The organism is Postechiella marina (genome assembly GCF_039538365.1).
Classification (GTDB): domain Bacteria; phylum Bacteroidota; class Bacteroidia; order Flavobacteriales; family Flavobacteriaceae; genus Postechiella; species Postechiella marina.
The window spans coordinates 165,993-183,629 of sequence record NZ_BAABCA010000002.1 but is presented as its reverse complement, the minus strand read 5'-3'; the positions used below and the strand labels follow the sequence as shown (position 1 = coordinate 183,629).

General features: G+C 33.2%; 15 protein-coding genes. 7 read left to right on the top strand and 8 right to left on the bottom strand.

Going from position 1 to position 17,637, the window contains the following annotated elements:
* Positions 1–190: 190 nt before the first annotated feature.
* Entirely contained in the window at positions 191–487 is a 297-nt protein-coding gene (locus tag ABD715_RS04610; protein ID WP_344786926.1) for an isoamylase early set domain-containing protein, read from the top strand.
* A 53-nt stretch (positions 488–540) separates the two neighbouring features.
* On the opposite strand, the gene ABD715_RS04605 is transcribed toward ABD715_RS04610, so the two are convergent.
* The 5 genes from ABD715_RS04605 to ABD715_RS04585 all read right to left on the bottom strand — a co-directional run bounded on the left by ABD715_RS04605 (position 541) and on the right by ABD715_RS04585 (position 5,707).
* Entirely contained in the window at positions 541–1,365 is an 825-nt protein-coding gene (locus ABD715_RS04605) for a thymidylate synthase (protein WP_344786925.1), read from the bottom strand.
* 188 nt (positions 1,366–1,553) lie between these two features.
* Complete coding sequence (locus ABD715_RS04600; RefSeq protein ID WP_344786924.1) at positions 1,554–3,125, bottom strand: NupC/NupG family nucleoside CNT transporter; 1,572 nt, start codon at positions 3,123–3,125, stop codon at positions 1,554–1,556.
* A 21-nt stretch (positions 3,126–3,146) separates the two neighbouring features.
* On the bottom strand, positions 3,147–3,776 hold the full coding sequence (locus ABD715_RS04595; protein ID WP_344786923.1) for a bifunctional nuclease family protein: 630 nt from the start codon (positions 3,774–3,776) through the stop codon (positions 3,147–3,149).
* Between the two features lie 120 nt (positions 3,777–3,896).
* The gene (locus ABD715_RS04590) at positions 3,897–4,856 is read right to left on the bottom strand and encodes an electron transfer flavoprotein subunit alpha/FixB family protein (RefSeq protein ID WP_344786922.1); all 960 of its coding nucleotides are present in this window, start codon (positions 4,854–4,856) and stop codon (positions 3,897–3,899) included.
* A gap of 104 nt (positions 4,857–4,960) precedes the next feature.
* A complete protein-coding gene (locus tag ABD715_RS04585; RefSeq protein WP_344786921.1) occupies positions 4,961–5,707 on the bottom strand; it encodes an electron transfer flavoprotein subunit beta/FixA family protein in 747 nt (248 codons plus the stop codon).
* A gap of 377 nt (positions 5,708–6,084) precedes the next feature.
* Here ABD715_RS04585 and ABD715_RS04580 point away from each other — a divergent pair, with 377 nt between their 5' ends.
* Together ABD715_RS04580 and ABD715_RS04575 are read left to right on the top strand one after the other, a co-directional pair.
* Complete coding sequence (locus ABD715_RS04580) at positions 6,085–7,062, top strand: pyruvate dehydrogenase complex E1 component subunit beta (RefSeq protein WP_344786920.1); 978 nt, start codon at positions 6,085–6,087, stop codon at positions 7,060–7,062.
* Positions 7,063–7,207: 145 nt separating this feature from the next.
* Positions 7,208–9,715 carry a DUF5686 and carboxypeptidase-like regulatory domain-containing protein gene (locus ABD715_RS04575; RefSeq protein ID WP_344786919.1) on the top strand — a complete coding sequence of 836 codons (2,508 nt, stop codon included), beginning with the start codon at positions 7,208–7,210 and terminating at the stop codon, positions 9,713–9,715.
* Positions 9,716–9,800: 85 nt separating this feature from the next.
* Here ABD715_RS04575 and ABD715_RS04570 read toward each other — a convergent pair whose 3' ends face one another.
* The 3 genes from ABD715_RS04570 to ABD715_RS04560 form a co-directional block, all read right to left on the bottom strand.
* Complete coding sequence (locus ABD715_RS04570) at positions 9,801–10,055, bottom strand: DUF3098 domain-containing protein (protein WP_344786918.1); 255 nt, start codon at positions 10,053–10,055, stop codon at positions 9,801–9,803.
* A gap of 75 nt (positions 10,056–10,130) precedes the next feature.
* Complete coding sequence (locus ABD715_RS04565) at positions 10,131–11,006, bottom strand: cell division protein FtsX (protein WP_344786917.1); 876 nt, start codon at positions 11,004–11,006, stop codon at positions 10,131–10,133.
* A 107-nt stretch (positions 11,007–11,113) separates the two neighbouring features.
* On the bottom strand, positions 11,114–12,028 hold the full coding sequence (locus ABD715_RS04560) for a DMT family transporter (RefSeq protein ID WP_344786916.1): 915 nt from the start codon (positions 12,026–12,028) through the stop codon (positions 11,114–11,116).
* Between the two features lie 171 nt (positions 12,029–12,199).
* Here ABD715_RS04560 and leuS point away from each other — a divergent pair, with 171 nt between their 5' ends.
* From leuS to ABD715_RS04540, 4 genes are all read left to right on the top strand, one after another.
* Positions 12,200–15,022, top strand: a complete 2,823-nt coding sequence (gene leuS / locus ABD715_RS04555; protein WP_344786915.1) for a leucine--tRNA ligase — start codon at positions 12,200–12,202, stop codon at positions 15,020–15,022.
* Between the two features lie 207 nt (positions 15,023–15,229).
* Complete coding sequence (locus tag ABD715_RS04550; RefSeq protein WP_344786914.1) at positions 15,230–15,490, top strand: SemiSWEET family sugar transporter; 261 nt, start codon at positions 15,230–15,232, stop codon at positions 15,488–15,490.
* A 182-nt stretch (positions 15,491–15,672) separates the two neighbouring features.
* Positions 15,673–16,770 (top strand): alanine dehydrogenase, encoded by a 1,098-nt coding sequence (gene ald, locus ABD715_RS04545; RefSeq protein ID WP_344786913.1) that lies wholly within the window; start codon positions 15,673–15,675, stop codon positions 16,768–16,770.
* A gap of 169 nt (positions 16,771–16,939) precedes the next feature.
* On the top strand, positions 16,940–17,635 hold the full coding sequence (locus ABD715_RS04540) for a zinc metallopeptidase (protein ID WP_344786912.1): 696 nt from the start codon (positions 16,940–16,942) through the stop codon (positions 17,633–17,635).
* Positions 17,636–17,637: the final 2 nt, after the last annotated feature.

The following is a 17,637-nucleotide window of genomic DNA, read 5'->3' as shown; positions in this document are numbered from 1 at the left end:
AAATCAGTGAAAAACACATTTTTTGTATTGTTAATTCAATAATAATTTTCATAAATTTTTTAAGAGAGCAAATAAAAACAAGTCTATATTAACAAATTGATAATTTTTTGTTGTTAACTGATTATTATCACTTTGTATAGCAAATTGTTTTATAAATTTGTTGCGACATAACAACACAAACATAATTATTATGGCTATTTCAAAACAATATTTAAAAAGTAAACCAATTTGTAAAGTAACTTTCTCTATTCTTGCTGAAGAAGCTAAAGAAGTATCAGTAGTAGGAAGTTTTAACGAATGGGACACTAAAGCTGCTCCGTTAAAAAAGTTGAAAAATGGTACGTTTAAAGGTACTATTAATTTAGATAAAGACAGCTCTTACGAGTTTAAATATGTAGTAGACGGTGCTTACGTAAATGATGACGCTGCTGATGCTTATGCATGGAGCGAATTTGCTTCTGCTGATAACGGTGTGCTTAACTTGTAATTAACATTTTAAGATATAAAAAAAGCTTTCTAATATAATTAGAAAGCTTTTTTTTATATAGCTACTTTTCCTTTTATATGTGGATGCGGATTGTAATTTACTAAAGTAAAATCGTCAAAATCGAAATCGAATATATCTTTTATATCCGGATTTAAAATCATTTTTGGTAATGGCCTTATTTCTCTAGATAGTTGTAGTTCTAATTGTTCGTAATGGTTGCTGTAAATGTGGGCATCGCCAAAAGTGTGAATAAATTCTCCTGCTTGGTAACCACAAACTTGAGCTATCATCATAGTAAATAGAGCATAAGATGCAATGTTGAATGGCACACCTAAAAAGATGTCTGCGCTACGTTGGTAAAGCTGACAAGATAATTTGCCATTTGCTACATAAAATTGAAAAAAGGCATGGCAAGGAGGAAGTGCAGCTTTGCCATTGGCAACATTTTCGCTAAACGATTTTGATGTATCGGGTAAAACTGAAGGGTTCCATGCAGAAACCAACATTCTACGACTGTTAGGGTTGTTTTTAAGTGTATGAATAACATCTTTAATTTGATCTATTTCGTCGCTATTCCAGTTGCGCCATTGGTGGCCATAAACAGGGCCTAAATCTCCATTTTCGTCAGCCCATTCATTCCAAATACGAACACCATTATCGGTTAAATATTTGGTATTAGTATCGCCTTTTAAAAACCAAAGCAATTCGTAAATTATAGATTTTAAATGTAGTTTTTTTGTTGTAACCATAGGGAAACCTTTGCTTAAATCAAATCGCATTTGATGCCCAAATACACTTTTTGTACCTGTACCTGTGCGGTCTCCTTTTTCGTTTCCGTTTTCTAAAACGTGTTTTACTAAGTCGTGATATTGTTTCATAAGCTTTTTCCTGACCGAGCAGGAACTTTATGTTTAATAGTTTAAAATAAGCTTCAGCCCATTCTAAGAGCTAATTTAAAGAAAAACAAATATTTTAATTTGTTGGGGTAATGTATAGATATCAAAAGTTATTAACTTACAGATATTTTAGTTTTTTGAATTGTTTTATGTGTGTTTTTAACTATAAATTAGCCAATAATCATACCTGCAATAGTTGCAGAAATTAAAGATGCAATGGTTCCTCCAATTAAAGCTTTAATTCCAAATTTAGATAAGGTCTTTCTTTGCCCAGGCGCTAACGAACCAATACCTCCAATTTGAATGCCTATTGATGCAAAGTTTGCAAAGCCACAAAGCATGTAAGTTGCCATAATTATAGATTTCTCGTAGTTAAGATGTATAGCGTTAGTGGCATCTTTTAAATCTCTTAATTGTATGTAGCCTATAAACTCGCTCGCAGCTAATTTTATACCTAATAGTTGGCCCATTAAAGCCATATCTTCTTTAGCAACTCCAATAAGCCACATAAGTGGTGCAAAGGCGTAACCCAGAATAAACTCTAGTGAAAATGAATTATAAGATGTGTTTTCTGCGATTATAGAATTTAATGATGTGAAACGTAAACTTAAGTTTAAGCTTTTAATAGTAAACCCGTCAAATTCTGCAATACCTCCTAAAATGCCATTTATCATGGCAATAAATGCTACAAATACTAAAAGCATAGCACCTACATTTACAGCAAGTTTTAAGCCTTCGGTTGTTCCGTTAGCAATAGCGTCTAGAATGTTTGCTCCTATTTTTTCTTGAGAAACAGAAACATCATTATTTACTTCTTCTGTTTGTGGAAATAATATTTTAGAAATTACAATAGCTCCAGGTGCAGCCATAACCGATGCAGCTAAGAGGTGTTTAGCGTAGAATAATTGTAAGGCTTTGTCATCGCCTCCTAAAAAACCAATATATGCTGCTAGTACTGCTCCTGCAACGGTGGCCATACCTCCAATCATTACTAATAGCATTTCAGATTTATTCATTTTTTCTAAATATGCTTTAATTAAGAGCGGAGCTTCTGTTTGACCTAAAAAGATGTTTCCGGCAACACTTAAACTTTCTGCTCCAGATATTTTTAAAGCTTTAGAAAGTAGCCATGCCATAGCTTTTACTACTTTTTGAATGATACCTAAATAAAATAAAACAGAGGTTAAAGCTGAAAAGAATATAATTGTAGGTAATACTTGAAAAGCAAAAATAAACCCGAAAGTATCCATGTCTACAACTAAACCTTCAAAAAGGAATTTACTACCTGCTCTTGTATAATTTAAAACTTCAATAAATAAGCCCCCAATAAATTCGAATATAGATTTTACAAATTCAATCTTTAAAACACCAATAGCAATTAGAAGTTGAAAAACTAAACCAATACCAACAATTTTCCAGTCAATAGCTTTGCGGTTACTACTAAACAAGTACGAAATAAATATTAAGGTAAACATGCCTAAGGCGCCTCGCCACAAACTGTTTATGGTGAATCCTTGGCTAGGTATTATTGTTGCAGTGTTTGCTTTTGCCGAAGTGTTACTTTTAACAGCACCACTATCTGTTTTTGATGAGGGCGTAGTAAAAGTTTTACTAGAATCTATTAGTGTTGTTGTTATGTTTGAGGTAGACTCAATAATTTCTTTGTTATCTAAGTCTTGTGCTAAAATACTTGTTGAAAAAAATAGAAATATAGCAGAGATAAACAAAAAAAAGGTTTTCATAGTATAGAATTAGAGCGAATATTATTCACGTTTAGAAATTTCATCTCTTATATGAGCAGCAGTTTCATAATCTTCATTATTAACAGCTTCTTCTAATAATTTATGAAGTTCTTTTGTGCTTTTTGAGGCATAATTTTCTGAAGTAGATGTAGGTTCAAGTTCTGATGCTAATAAGTCGTCAACAAGAATACTGTCATCGTTTTCATCATCATTTTCATTATCTTCAGTTTCAGGATCTACTTTTAGGTATATGCCTGCTTTGTCTAGTATGTTTTTATATGTAAATATTGGGGCATTAAAACGAAGAGCTAACGCTATGGCATCGCTTGTTCTAGCATCAATAATTTCTTCTATTTTATCGCGCTCGCAAATTAAACTTGAGTAAAATACACCATCTACCAATTTATGAATGATAACTTGTTTTACAACAATATCAAACCTATCGGCAAAATTTTTAAATAAGTCGTGGGTTAAAGGTCTTGGAGGTCTTATTTCTTTCTCTAAAGCAATGGCAATAGATTGTGCTTCGAAAGCACCAATAACTATAGGTAGTTTACGGTCTCCATCTTGCTCGTTTAAAATAAGTGCATAGGCACCATTTTGAGTTTGGCTATAGGAAATTCCTTTTATATTTAATCTAACTAAGCTCATAATTTATAAAAACGCAAAGAACTGTTTAAATTAGGACTTTACCAAACTGCATAATACAGTTTTATAAATAAAAAACTAATTTTAACAGCCTTTTTGTTTCTACAATTTATAAAAAAATATTTATTGTTGTGCTTTAAAAGCTTTTAATTTAGATATAAGTTCTGGAACAACTGTAAAAGCATCTCCAACAACACCATAATCTGCAGCTTTAAAAAAAGGTGCTTCAGGGTCTGTGTTAATTACCACTTTTACCTTAGACGCGCTAATTCCTGCTAAATGCTGAATAGCTCCAGAAATACCAATGGCAATGTATAAATTTGATGCAACAGGTTTTCCGGTTTGGCCAACGTGTTCGCTATGTGGTCTCCAACCTAAATCAGATACAGGTTTAGAGCAGGCAGTAGCAGCACCTAAAACTTCGGCAAGTTCTTCAACCATACCCCAGTTTTCGGGACCTTTTAAGCCTCTTCCAGCAGATACTACAATTTCTGCATCTGCTATAGATACTTTATCTGATGCTTTATCTACAGATTGTACAGTAATACCTATATTTGAAATAGAAGGCGAAAAATCTTCTGCAGCAGCGCTACCAGTATTTTCTACCAATCCAAAAGAATTGTTGGAAACGCCAATTATTTTAACATCTGTGTTAATTTGTGTAAGTTCGAACGCTTTATTTGTAAACGCTGTGCGTTTAACAGTAAAAGGAGTTGTACTTGCAGGAGTTTCTACTACATTTGATGCGTAACCAGCGTTTAATCCTACTGCTACTAGTGGCGCTAAATATTTACTATCTGCGCTAGAGCTAAGTACAACAACTTTAGCACCTTCATTATCTGCTGCTTGTTTTATAGCTTCGGCGTAAGCCTTGGCATTAAAGTTGTTTAAGTCTGAATTGTTTACCTTTAACACCTTATCTACGCCATAACTTGCTAATGCGCTTGTATCATCAGCATTTATAGAAATAGCTGTTACGGTAGTTTGTAATTGGTTAGCAACAGCTTTTGCATATGAGGCAACCTCGAAAGCTGTTTTTTTATATTTTCCTTGTTCTGATTCTGTATATACTAAAACTGACATAATATATTCTTATTTTTTATTTCTGCGAAAGCTGAAACTTTGTTAATTTTTCCGTTAATTTAAAAGACGTTTAAACGCTAGTTTGGTGCCTATTTAATTTGTTGTTAAATTACTTTAGCTTCGTTATGAAGTAAGTTAACTAACTCGTCTAAATTATCGGCATTTACTAATGTAACTGCACCTTTTTCTGCAGGTTTTTCAAACTTAACAGATGTTGTTTCTGCAGCACTTTCAATAGGTTCTATAACCGTTAATGGTTTTTTTCTAGCCATCATTATACCTCTCATATTTGGTATTTTTAAATCGCTTTCTTCAACCAATCCTTTTTGCCCACCAATAACTAAAGGTAAAATGGTAGATACGGTTTCTTTACCACCATCAATTTCTCTAGCTGCAGTGGCATTATTACCATCAATTTCTAAGCTAATACAGTTGTTTACAAAATTAGCGTTAATTAAACCTGCAATCATTCCTGGTACCATACCACCATTGTAGTCTATAGATTCTCTTCCTGCAATTACTAAATCGTATCCGCCTTTATTAATTACATCGGCCAATTGCTTTGCTACAGTAAAACCGTCTGTAGCAACGGTGTTAACACGTATTGCTGTATCGGCACCAATAGCTAATGCTTTACGTAAGGTCGGTTCTGTTTCTGCACCGCCAACATTAATTACGGTTACTTTTGCGCCTTGTTTTTCTTTAAACCACATGGCACGGGTTAAACCAAACTCATCATTTGGGTTTATTACAAATTGTACGCCGTTTGTGTCGAACGTGGTGTCGTTATCGGCAAAATTGATTTTTGAAGTGGTATCAGGCACGTGGCTGATGCATACTAATATATTCATTTTAAATAAATTAAGTAGTTTTTATTCTCTTAACTCAAAAAAAGGGATTACTTTTGAGATGTCTTATTTTCGAGCAACGAAGTTAAATATTTATTTTGAATATTTACTATGCATGCATAATAAATTTTTATTTTTTTTTTGAAAACCTCAATTTTCGCTTTACTTTTTTAGGATGTTAATAGGGTGATATAAAGGGGTCTGCAAAAATTAAAGCATAAGTGTTAAAATGCACAAAAAGTAAATGTATGCTAGAAATGGCTGTAAAAAATAGAGATAAAACAACAAAACGCGTAAATTTTTATCTTTTTCGTTATAAAGTTTTTACATTAATTGTGGTGAATAATTACTATTTTTGCATCACTAATAAAAATATTTAAATGAAGACAATTCAATTTAGAGAAGCTATTTGCGAAGCGATGAGCGAAGAAATGCGCAGAGATGAGAGCGTTTACCTTATGGGAGAGGAAGTAGCAGAATACAATGGTGCTTATAAAGCATCAAAAGGAATGTTAGATGAGTTTGGAGCAAAACGTGTTATAGATACACCTATTGCAGAGCTTGGTTTTGCAGGTATTGCTGTTGGTTCTACAATGACAGGAAATAGACCAATTGTAGAATATATGACTTTTAACTTCTCTTTAGTTGGTATTGATCAAATTATAAATAACGCAGCCAAAATAAGACAAATGTCTGGCGGACAATTTAAATGTCCAATTGTATTTCGTGGGCCAACAGCTTCTGCAGGTCAATTAGGAGCAACGCACTCGCAAGCTTTCGAGAGTTGGTTTGCTAATACACCTGGTTTAAAGGTTATTGTGCCTTCAAACCCTTACGATGCTAAAGGCTTATTAAAGGCAGCTATTCGCGACGACGATCCAGTTATTTTTATGGAAAGTGAGCAAATGTATGGCGATAAAGGCGAAGTGCCAGAAGGAGAGTATGTTTTACCAATTGGTGTTGCCGAAGTTAAACGCGAAGGTACAGATGTTACTATTGTGTCTTTTGGAAAAATAATTAAAGAAGCTTACAAAGCTGCAGATGAGTTAGCAAAAGAAAACATTTCTTGCGAAATTATAGACTTACGTACTGTAAAGCCTATGGATAGAAATGCTATTTTAGAGTCTGTTAAAAAAACAAACAGATTAGTAGTTTTAGAGGAAGCATGGCCTTTTGGAAATGTATCTACAGAAATTACATATTTAGTACAGTCTGAAGCATTCGATTATTTAGATGCTCCAGTTGTAAAAATAAACACAGCAGATACACCAGCACCATATTCACCAGTTTTATTAGCAGAGTGGTTGCCAAATAGCGACGATGTTATAAAAGCGGTAAAAAAGGTGATGTACAAATAAACTAACGTTTTTTACGTTATATAAACTTCATTAGCATAATTGTTGATGAAGTTTTTTTGTATTTAAAGAATACCTTAACGTTTTTTAAATATATATAAATAAATAGGCAATTACATTTGCCAATTAAATTTAGAGAGTCTTTTAAATGAAGATAAAAATATTTTTTGCCCTATTACTACTTAATACTCTTGCTGTTATGGCTCAAACTAAAGTGAGCGGTTATGTGTATGATGAGTATAACGAACCTGTGTCTTTTGCAAATGTTTTGTTTAAAGGCTCTACAGAAGGTACAATAACTAACGAAAACGGAAGATTTTATTTAGAGTCTAGCGAAACTTGGAGCGGGCTAACAGTTTCTTTTTTAGGCTATCAAACTTTAAATATTCCTTTAGAAAAAAAGGTTAATTACGATTTAAAATTTACCCTAGTAGAAGAAGCAGCGCAATTAAACTCGGTGTTAATAGTTTCTGGAAAGCAATCTAAAAAGAATAATCCAGCTATAGATATTCTTCGTAAAATATGGGAGCATAAAAGAAAGAACGGTCTTAAGCAAGTTAGCCAATATGAATACGATAAATACGAGAAAGTAGAGTTCGATATCAATACCATAGATAGTGCACTTATAAAAAGTAAGCTTTTTAGAGGAATGGAGTTTGTTTTTAGCGAAGTAGATACGTCGCGAGTTACAGGTAAAACCTATTTGCCAATGTTTATTAACGAAGCAGCCTCAACAGTTTATGGCGATAATAAATTAAACAAGAAAAAAGAGGTTTTAAAAGGAAATAAAAATTCTGGTTTTAGCGACAATCAAACCATTATCGATTTTGTTGACGATTTATATTCAGACTACAATGTTTACGATAACTATTTAAAATTTTTCGATAAGAGTTTTGTTAGCCCTATATCAAAAACAGGAATAAGTACGTATAACTATGTACTTTCAGATAGTGCATATATAGATAATAAATGGTGTTACAACATTATTTATTACCCAAGACGTAAAAACGAATTAACGTTTAAAGGCGATTTTTGGGTAGCCGATACAACATACGCTTTAAAAGAGATTAACCTACAAGCATCAAAAAGTGCCAACATTAACTGGGTTAAAGAAATTTATATAGAACAAGAATTTGAGGTTTTAAACGATTCACTATTTTTAGTAAAACGAGACTATATGATGTCTGACTTTGCTTTTAGTAAAAAGGAAGGTTCGCGTGGTATTTATGGTAAGCGTACTACTTTATTCGATAATTATGAGTTTGATAAAGTTAAAGATAAAAAATTCTATGATGAAGAAGTCTATAACTACGATAAAGACGTTTACGATAGAGATGAAGCCTTTTGGACAAACAACCGATTAGAAGCTTTAAATAAAGACGAAAAAGGGGTTTATAAAATGCTAGACACCTTAAAAACGGTTAAAAAATTTAAACGCCTTTATAACTTAGGAAGTATTTTATCGTCTGGTTACATTGAGTTTAATTCGCTGCCTTTAGATTACGGACCTATTTTTTCTACCTTTGGATTTAACGAAGTTGAAGGGTTACGTTTGCGTACCGGTGGACGTACTTATTTTGGAAGAAACGATTTATGGCGATTAGAAGGCTTTTTAGCCTACGGATTTAAAGACGATAAATTTAAATACGGTATTTCTGGTAAATGGTTATTAGATAAAAAGAGCCGATTTATAATATCTGGAGGAAACCGGCGCGATGTAGAACAAATAGGGGCGAGTTTAACTTCTAGTAGCGATGTTTTGGGGCGTAGTTTGGCATCATCGTCTGTGGTAGGTACTAGCTCTAACGATAAGCTAACATCTATTAATTTAACTAGTTTGGCAGTAGAGGCAGAGCCTTTTAGAAACTTTGTTATAAGGTTAGATGCTAATTACAGAACATTAGAGTCGGCATCGCCAACATTTAGCCTAGATTATAATACGCCAACAGGCATTGAGTCTGAAATTAAACAGTTTGAATCTTCTTTGTCTATGTCGTATTTCCCTGGTAGAAAAATGACAGGCTTTGGTGTAGAGCGTCGCGAGGCAAACGATGATTTTGCTCGAATTTTTGCTCAAGTAAGTCGAGGCGACAAAAATATTTTAAATGGAGATTTCGATTATACTAAGTTGCAGTTCTCTTATATACAGCCATGGCAACTAGGAGGTTTTGGGAGATTAACAACAACTATCGAGGCAGGAAAAACTATAGGAGAAGTGCCATTAGGTTTGCTAAGCGTTATACCAGGAAATCAATCTTATTTTTCTATTTATAATACCTTTTCTCAGTTAGATTTTTACGAGTTTGTGTCTGATACTTATACGTCTTTACATTTCGAACACAATTTTAACGGACGTTTATTTTCACGAGTTCCATTTTTAAGAAAACTTAATCTTAGAGAAATTTTAAGCGTAAGAGGGGTTTGGGGCGAAATATCAGACAAAAATATAGCATTAAACGATGTGCCTAGTAACCCGAATAATATTCAGTTATTAGCACCAGATAAAAAACCGTATTACGAGTATGGTTTCGGAATTGGTAATATTTTTAAAGTGTTTAGAATAGACTTTAACTTTAGAGGTAATTATAAAGACAAAGATTTGTATCCAGAGGCTAGAAAATTTGGAGTTACTGGTACTTTTGGTTTTTACTTTTAAAGTGTTATATAGTTTAGAAATATAAAGAGGAGCATGATTTTTTAATCATGCTCCTTTTTTAAACATTTATTTATAAGGCTATACCTTATTCTTTATCTGGATTTAAAAGAATAGCGTAAACTTGAATGCCAAACCCAATAAGTACTAAAGTAGGTGCTAAACGAATACGTCTCCAGCTAAAAATTTCTGGATTAAAAACATTAGGATCGTCACTGCCACCACCAGACATTAAAATAAAACCTAATGCAATTATAGCTAAGCCTATAAACATAAATTTATAGTTTTTCTTTCCAAATACAAAGGTTGCTTTTGTGTTTTCTTTTCGTTTTTGTTCTCCCATGATTTATTTAACTAAGCATGCAAATTAAAGCATTTATTTAAAATAATAGCGTTAATAGAATTCTAATTCTTGTAATCAATATAAGTCGTCTGTTTTTAAATTTAAAAAACGCTGTGTTGCAAAGTGCGTGCTTATCCATGTAATTATAATACCTAAAGCAAAAACAAAAACAAAAAGAAGAATAACTAAAATAGGATTACTTAATAACTCCAATTCTTCAAAGGTTTTGTTTAAATAATATAATACAATGGCCATGCCTATTAGTGCAATTATAGCACCTATAATACCTAAACGAACGCTTTTCCAAACAAAAGGACGTCTTATAAAACGTTTTGTAGCCCCAACCATTTGCATGGTTTTTATGGTAAATCGTTTAGAGTAAACTGCTAATCTAATCGAGCTGTTAATCAATAAAACAGCAATTAATGTAAAAATAGCACTAATTACCAATACCCAGTAACTAATACGTTTTACATTATCATTCATTAAATTAACAAGATCGTTATCGTAATTAACCTCTTCAACAAAGTTTTTGTTTGTAGCTTCTGCCGATATCTTTTCAAGATGTTCAGAAGTTACATAATCTGCTTTTAAATACACATCAATCGAATTCTGTAAAGGGTTGTAGCCCACAAAATCCATAAAATCCTCACCGTTTTCAGCCTTCATAAATTCTGCAGCTTGTTCTTTCGAAACATATTCGGTAGACTTTACATACTCAGCCATAGCCAAGCTTTTTTCTAGTTGTTTGGTTTCAATATCTTTTGCAGAATCTTTTAAGTAAATGGTAACAACCACCTGCTCTTTAAAATGGTCTGATACTTTTTTAGCATTTAAAACTAATAAACCTAATAAGCCTAGTAAAAACAAAACCAAAGCAATACTTAAAACTACCGAGAAATACGATGAAATAAGACGACGTTTTTGGTGTTTTTCAAAAGATGAACTCATAAAGTAAATAGGATTAATAGTGTAAAAATAATAAAGAATAGTTAATCTGCATTTAAATAAACCGAAACATATTCAAATTGTTGTTGTTATCTCTTAATTTTAAAAAGCTAACTAGCTTTTTTTACAGGTTTACTAATAATGTAAACCCCGAGTGCAACCATAATACAACTAAGCACTTTAATTAGGTTTATGTCTTGCGCATATTCCTCTTTCATTAAAACAAAAGCATAAATACTTACCAATAAAAAACTAATGGCAGGTTGTAAATAAATATAACTGCTATTAACAGATGGTGTTACATATTTAAGGGCGTAAACATTAAATAAGTAAGTTAAAAAGGTTGTAAAAAGCACCACATAGCCCATAACTAGGTAGGTGTTTGTTGTAAAAGCATCAAAATTAGTTTGCATAATAGGTTTTATGGTAATAGGTAAAATCATTATAAAACCAAATAAAAACATCCAACATATTACGGTTATTGGGTTGTATTTGCTCATTAAGTTTTTAACCAAAACAAGATATAATCCGTAAGAAGCAGCATTACAGAACACCAAAAAATTACCAAGCACAGAACTTGTTCCTGCAGTTTTATTGCCATAAAGAATTAAAAATATAGCAGCAATACCTGCAATTAAAGTCCCTATTAATTTATTTTTTGTAAGTTTTTCCTTTAAAATAAAGTAGCTAAAAACAAAAACCAAAACAGGAGTAGATGTCATAATTATAGAGGCATCTACAGGCGAAGTCATATTAATACCATGAAAAAAGAATAATAAATTGGCTGCAGCACCTAGTAAACCACAAAGTGCAATTCTAAAAAAGTCTTTGCGGTTTACTTTTTCTTTAACAAATAAAAATTTAAGCGTCCAGAATAAAACAACACAACAAGCAGAACGAATAAAAACGAAAGCAGACGGACTAATTTTATCTGGCATAACGCCTTTTGCTATAATGTAGTTAGCGCCATAAATAAGGTTAGCGCCCAAAAGCGCTAAATGCGCCTTGTAAATATTGTTTTTCAAAAGTTGGGGTTTTAAGGCACAAAAGTAAATCTATTTAGCCTAAAAGAAAGACAGATACGAATTAAAAATAAAAGGTTTTTAAGTTGATTTATAAAACGTAAATTTGCGCCTTGAATATGTAGGCAATAATTACTTTTTGTAAAAAAGTAATACCAAAATATAAATTAAAGAATGAAGTACGATTTTAACCAAATTGAAGCCAGATGGCAAAAGTATTGGGCAGAAAACCAAACGTTTAAAGCTGTAAATTATAGCGAAAAACCAAAATATTATGTTTTGGATATGTTTCCTTATCCTTCTGGCGCAGGTTTACACGTTGGGCATCCGCTGGGTTATATCGCTTCAGATATTTATGCGCGTTACAAACGTCACCAAGGGTTTAATGTGTTGCATCCTCAAGGTTACGATTCTTTTGGTTTGCCAGCAGAGCAATACGCAATACAAACAGGGCAGCATCCAGCCATTACAACTAAAGACAATATTGCTACATACCGTCGCCAGTTAGATCAAATTGGTTTTTCTTTCGATTGGTCTCGAGAGGTACGTACATCTAACGCTAGTTATTACAAGTGGACACAATGGATTTTTATTCAATTATTTAATTCTTGGTTTAATAATGATGAAAATAAAGCTGAAGATATTTCTACATTAGAAGTTATTTTTGCTACAGAAGGAAATGCCAAAGTAAATGCAGTTTGCGATGATGCAGTTGAATTGTTTTCTGCTAAAGAATGGCACGATTATACATCTGAAGAAAAACAACAAATATTATTACAATACAGATTAACCTATTTGGCCGAGACCGAAGTAAACTGGTGCCCAGTATTAGGTACTGTTTTGGCTAACGACGAAATAGTAAATGGCGTTTCAGAGCGAGGTGGTCACCCTGTTATTCGTAAAAAAATGACTCAATGGAGTATGCGTATTTCTGCTTATGCAGAGCGATTACTGCAAGGTTTAGAAACTATAGATTGGACAGACTCTTTAAAAGAAAGTCAGCGTAACTGGATAGGGAAATCTGTTGGGGCTTCAGTTTCATTTAACGTTAAAGAAAACGATGCGGTTATAGAAGTGTTTACAACGCGCCCAGATACCATTTTTGGTGTTAGTTTTATGACTTTGGCTCCAGAGCACGAATTAGTATCGCAATTAACAACACCAGAACAAAAAGCAGAGGTTGATGCTTATGTTTTAGCAACAGCAAAACGTAGTGAGCGCGATAGAATGGCAGATGTAAAAACCATTAGCGGGGCGTTTACAGGCGCTTATGCAGAGCACCCATTTACAAAAGAGCCTATTCCAATCTGGATTGGCGATTACGTGTTAGCAGGATACGGTACAGGAGCAGTAATGTCTGTGCCTTGTGGAGACGAGAGAGACTATGCTTTTGCTAAGCATTTTAACATCCCAATTATAAATATTTTTGAAGGCGTAGATATTTCAGAATCTGCATTTTCAGACAAAGATAAAACCGTTATAGGTAATAGCGATTTCCTTAATGGGATGAATTACAAAAAAGCGACTAAACGTGCCATTTACGAGTTGGAGCAAATTGGGCAAGGTAAAGGCAAAACCAATTACCGTTTGCGTGATGCTGTATTTTCTCGCCAGCGTTATTGGGGCGAGCCTTTTCCTGTGTATTATGTAAAGGGTATGCCTCAAATGATTGATGCTGCGCACTTACCAATTAAATTACCAGAAGTAGAAAAATATTTGCCAACCGAAACGGGCGAACCGCCATTAGGTAACGCAAATGTTTGGGCTTGGGATACCGAGAAGAACGAAGTGGTTTCTAACGATAAAATAAACGATTCTACAATATTTCCTTTAGAGTTAAACACGATGCCAGGATGGGCAGGAAGTTCGTTTTACTTTAACCGTTATATGGATCCTACAAATGAGAATGAGATAGCTTCAAAAGAAGCGATGGATTATTGGAAAGATGTCGATTTATATATTGGTGGTAGCGAGCATGCTACGGGGCACTTATTGTATTCTCGCTTTTGGCAAAAATTCTTATTTGATAAAGGCGTAGTTCCTGTTGATGAGTATGCCAAAAAACTGATTAACCAAGGGATGATATTGGGGACTAGTGCTTTTGTTTATAGAAAAGAAGGTACAAACACTTATTTGTCGTTAGGGTTAATAGAGGGTAAAAAAGTACAACCTATTCATGTAAAAGTAAAATATATTAATGCGTCTGATGAATTAGATATTGAAGGTTTAAAATCTGATAGTGAATTTGGAGAAGATTATGCTGATGCAGAATTTATTTTAGAAAATGGTGTTTATAAAGTAGGAAGAGATGTAGAAAAAATGTCCAAATCTAAATACAACGTTGTTAATCCAGATGATATTGTAAAAGATTACGGTGCAGATAGTCTTCGCTTATACGAAATGTTTTTGGGGCCATTAGAGCAATATAAACCATGGAATACTGCAGGTATTACAGGTGTACACTCGTTCCTTAAAAAACTTTGGAAATTATATGCAGACGATAACGGACTTAAAGTTACTAATGCAGCACCAACAAAAGACAATTTAAAAACGTTACATAAAACCATTAAAAAGGTACAGGAAGATATAGAGAATTTCTCGTTTAATACATCGGTATCTACTTTTATGATTGCTGTTAATGAGTTGGGAGCACAAAAATGTACAAGTAAAGAAGTTTTAGAACCTTTATTGATTTTAATTTCTCCGTATGCACCTCATATTTCGGAAGAATTATGGAACCAGTTAGGGCATGAGGGTTCAATTTCTACAGCTGAATTTCCTAAGTTTGAAGCGAGCCATTTAGTAGAAAGTAGCAAGAATTACCCTATTTCGTTTAATGGAAAAATGCGTTTTACCATGGAATTACCTATGGATATGAGTAAAGACGATATTGAAGCTGCTGTTTTAGCAAACGAAAAAACACAAGAACAATTAGCAGGGCGTACACCTAAAAAGGTTATTGTTGTGCCTGGTAAAATTGTAAATATTGTGGGGTAAATAAGGGTTGTTTTAGCGTTAAAAAATGTGATGTAATTTAAAGTAGTCGTGTTTTTTAACGTTAAAGCAATTTGTTAAATGTTACTGTTTTCGCGTTAGGGATAGAACGGTATGTTTGAAATCCTTTTTGCTTTTTTGCAAAAAGATTGAGTAGTGAAAGCCCGACCCTTGGGTAACGCACATAAGGTTATTATTCTCGTAAAAACAATGAATTATATAGAAATTATAGGTTTTGTTGCTGCATTTTTAACTACTGCAGCCTTTTTACCTCAAGTTTATCAAACATGGAAAACCAAAGATGTTTCTAGTTTATCATTGCCTATGCTGTTGCTTTTTTTTATTGGTATTTTTGCATGGTTAATTTATGGTGTTTTAAAAAATAGTCCGTCTATGATTTTTGCCAACAGTATTACCATTGTTTCTTCGTTTTTGTTGGTTTATTTTAAGATTAAGTACGGTAAAAAATAGTGTTGTTTCTTTACCTTTTTTAGCTTTTAGCTATTTCCTATTAAATCGATGTGAATTATGTTTTAGTTACTTAATTGTGTTTTTCGATGAAAAAAAGTTAACAAAAACAATGTTTTTGTAATAATATTTAAAAAATTATTTTAATTTTGCTTCATAATTTTACTTTTTAAACTATTTTATATATGAAAATTGGAGTTCCTATTGAAATAAAAAATAACGAAAACAGAGTGGGTATGACACCTTCTGGAGTTTTTGAATTAACAAAAAGAAACCATACGGTTTATGTGCAAAAAAATGCTGGTTTTAACAGTGGTTTTTTAGATGAAGATTATCAAGATGCAGGAGCTGAAATTCTTAATTCTATTGAAGAGGTTTATGCTGCTTCGGATATGATTGTTAAGGTAAAAGAACCTATAGAGCAAGAGTACGATTTAATTAAGGAAGACCAAGTCGTTTTTACTTATTTTCATTTCGCATCGAGCGAGCCATTAACTATGGCTATGATTAAAAGTAAAGCAATTTGTATTGCTTACGAAACGGTTGAAGATACAGATGGTTCTTTACCATTATTAATTCCAATGTCTGAGGTTGCAGGTAGAATGTCGGTACAACAAGGTGCAAAATATCTAGAGAAACCAATTATGGGACGTGGTATTTTATTAGGAGGAATTCCTGGAGTGCCTCCAGCTAAGGTTTTAATTTTAGGTGCTGGTGTAGTAGGTCTTCAAGCTGCACGTATGGCGTCTGGTTTAGGTGCTAGCGTTCATATTTTAGATATTAACATGAAAGCGTTACGCCACGTAAGTGATGTAATGCCAAATAACGTTGTTAGTGAGTTTTCTAGCGAATATAATATTAGAAAACATATAACAGACTCAGATTTAATTATTGGTGGTGTACTTTTAAAAGGTGCTAAGGCTCCAAAATTAATTACTAGAGACATGCTTAAAGATATGCGTCCAGGTACTGTTATGGTAGATGTGGCAGTAGATCAAGGTGGTTGTTTTGAAACCACTAAGCCAACTACGCACCAAGACCCTACTTATATTATAGACGAGGTTGTGCATTATAGTGTTGCAAATATGCCTGGCGCTGTACCTTATACATCTACAATGGGCTTAACTAATGTAACATTACCGTATGTTATTAAATTAGCTAACGAAGGATGGGAAAAGGCTTGTGCAAATAACAAGGCGCTTGAAAAAGGTCTTAATATTGTAAAAGGAGAAATAGTTTATAAAGAAATTGCTGAAGCTTTTGATTTAGAGCTACAAGCGTAAAATTATAATAGAAAACTTGTTTTTTAAACAGGTTAAAATTCAAAATGTCATATCTATGTCTAATATAAGAGACATAGATATGACATTTTGTGTATAATGCAGTATTTGTAAAAATATTGGTGTAATTATTGTTATATTTATTTTGTATTTAAATTGAAAATAAAAAAACATGATAGGATATTATATATTATTAGGAGGAATTGCGCTAGTAAGTTGGTTGGTTAGTAGTACGTTAAAACGTAAATTTGCTAAGTATTCTAAAATACATTTGCGCAACGGAATGAGTGGTGCAGAGATTGCCGAAAAAATGTTGGCAGATCATGGTATTACAGATGTTGAGGTTATTTCTACACCAGGACAATTAACAGATCATTATAACCCAAAAAATAAGACCGTTAATTTAAGCGAGTCTGTTTATAACCAAAGAAATGCAGCAGCAGCAGCAGTTGCAGCACACGAGTGTGGGCATGCTGTACAACATGCTCAAGCTTATAGTTGGTTACAAATGCGTTCTAGCTTAGTGCCTGTTGTTAGTGTAACATCGGGCATGTCGCAATGGGTTGTAATTGGCGGACTTATGTTAGGTGCTGCTGCTGGTTTAGGTTTTGGCTATTGGATAGCTGTTGCAGGATTGGTAATGATGGGGTTTGCAACCTTGTTTAGTTTTGTAACTTTACCTGTAGAGTACGATGCTAGTAACCGTGCATTGGCTTGGTTAAAAAATAAAAATATGGTAACGCAAGAAGAATACGCAGGTTCTCAAGATGCACTTAAATGGGCTGCAAGAACTTATTTGGTTGCTGCTATTGGTGCCTTGGCATCTTTACTGTATTGGGCAATGCAAGTATTTGGAGGTCGAGATTAATA

Excerpts from the sequence above, each read along its gene's own strand:
- ABD715_RS04610 (WP_344786926.1), top strand. The coding sequence starts at position 191 with ATGGCTATTTCAAAACAATATTTAAAAAGTAAACCAATTTGTAAAGTA.
- ABD715_RS04605 (WP_344786925.1), bottom strand. The coding sequence starts at position 1,365 with ATGAAACAATATCACGACTTAGTAAAACACGTTTTAGAAAACGGAAAC.
- ABD715_RS04600 (WP_344786924.1), bottom strand. The coding sequence starts at position 3,125 with ATGAAAACCTTTTTTTTGTTTATCTCTGCTATATTTCTATTTTTTTCA.
- ABD715_RS04595 (WP_344786923.1), bottom strand. The coding sequence starts at position 3,776 with ATGAGCTTAGTTAGATTAAATATAAAAGGAATTTCCTATAGCCAAACT.
- ABD715_RS04590 (WP_344786922.1), bottom strand. The coding sequence starts at position 4,856 with ATGTCAGTTTTAGTATATACAGAATCAGAACAAGGAAAATATAAAAAA.
- ABD715_RS04585 (WP_344786921.1), bottom strand. The coding sequence starts at position 5,707 with ATGAATATATTAGTATGCATCAGCCACGTGCCTGATACCACTTCAAAA.
- ABD715_RS04580 (WP_344786920.1), top strand. The coding sequence starts at position 6,085 with ATGAAGACAATTCAATTTAGAGAAGCTATTTGCGAAGCGATGAGCGAA.
- ABD715_RS04575 (WP_344786919.1), top strand. The coding sequence starts at position 7,208 with ATGAAGATAAAAATATTTTTTGCCCTATTACTACTTAATACTCTTGCT.
- ABD715_RS04570 (WP_344786918.1), bottom strand. The coding sequence starts at position 10,055 with ATGGGAGAACAAAAACGAAAAGAAAACACAAAAGCAACCTTTGTATTT.
- ABD715_RS04565 (WP_344786917.1), bottom strand. The coding sequence starts at position 11,006 with ATGAGTTCATCTTTTGAAAAACACCAAAAACGTCGTCTTATTTCATCG.
- leuS (WP_344786915.1), top strand. The coding sequence starts at position 12,200 with ATGAAGTACGATTTTAACCAAATTGAAGCCAGATGGCAAAAGTATTGG.
- ABD715_RS04550 (WP_344786914.1), top strand. The coding sequence starts at position 15,230 with ATGAATTATATAGAAATTATAGGTTTTGTTGCTGCATTTTTAACTACT.
- ald (WP_344786913.1), top strand. The coding sequence starts at position 15,673 with ATGAAAATTGGAGTTCCTATTGAAATAAAAAATAACGAAAACAGAGTG.
- ABD715_RS04540 (WP_344786912.1), top strand. The coding sequence starts at position 16,940 with ATGATAGGATATTATATATTATTAGGAGGAATTGCGCTAGTAAGTTGG.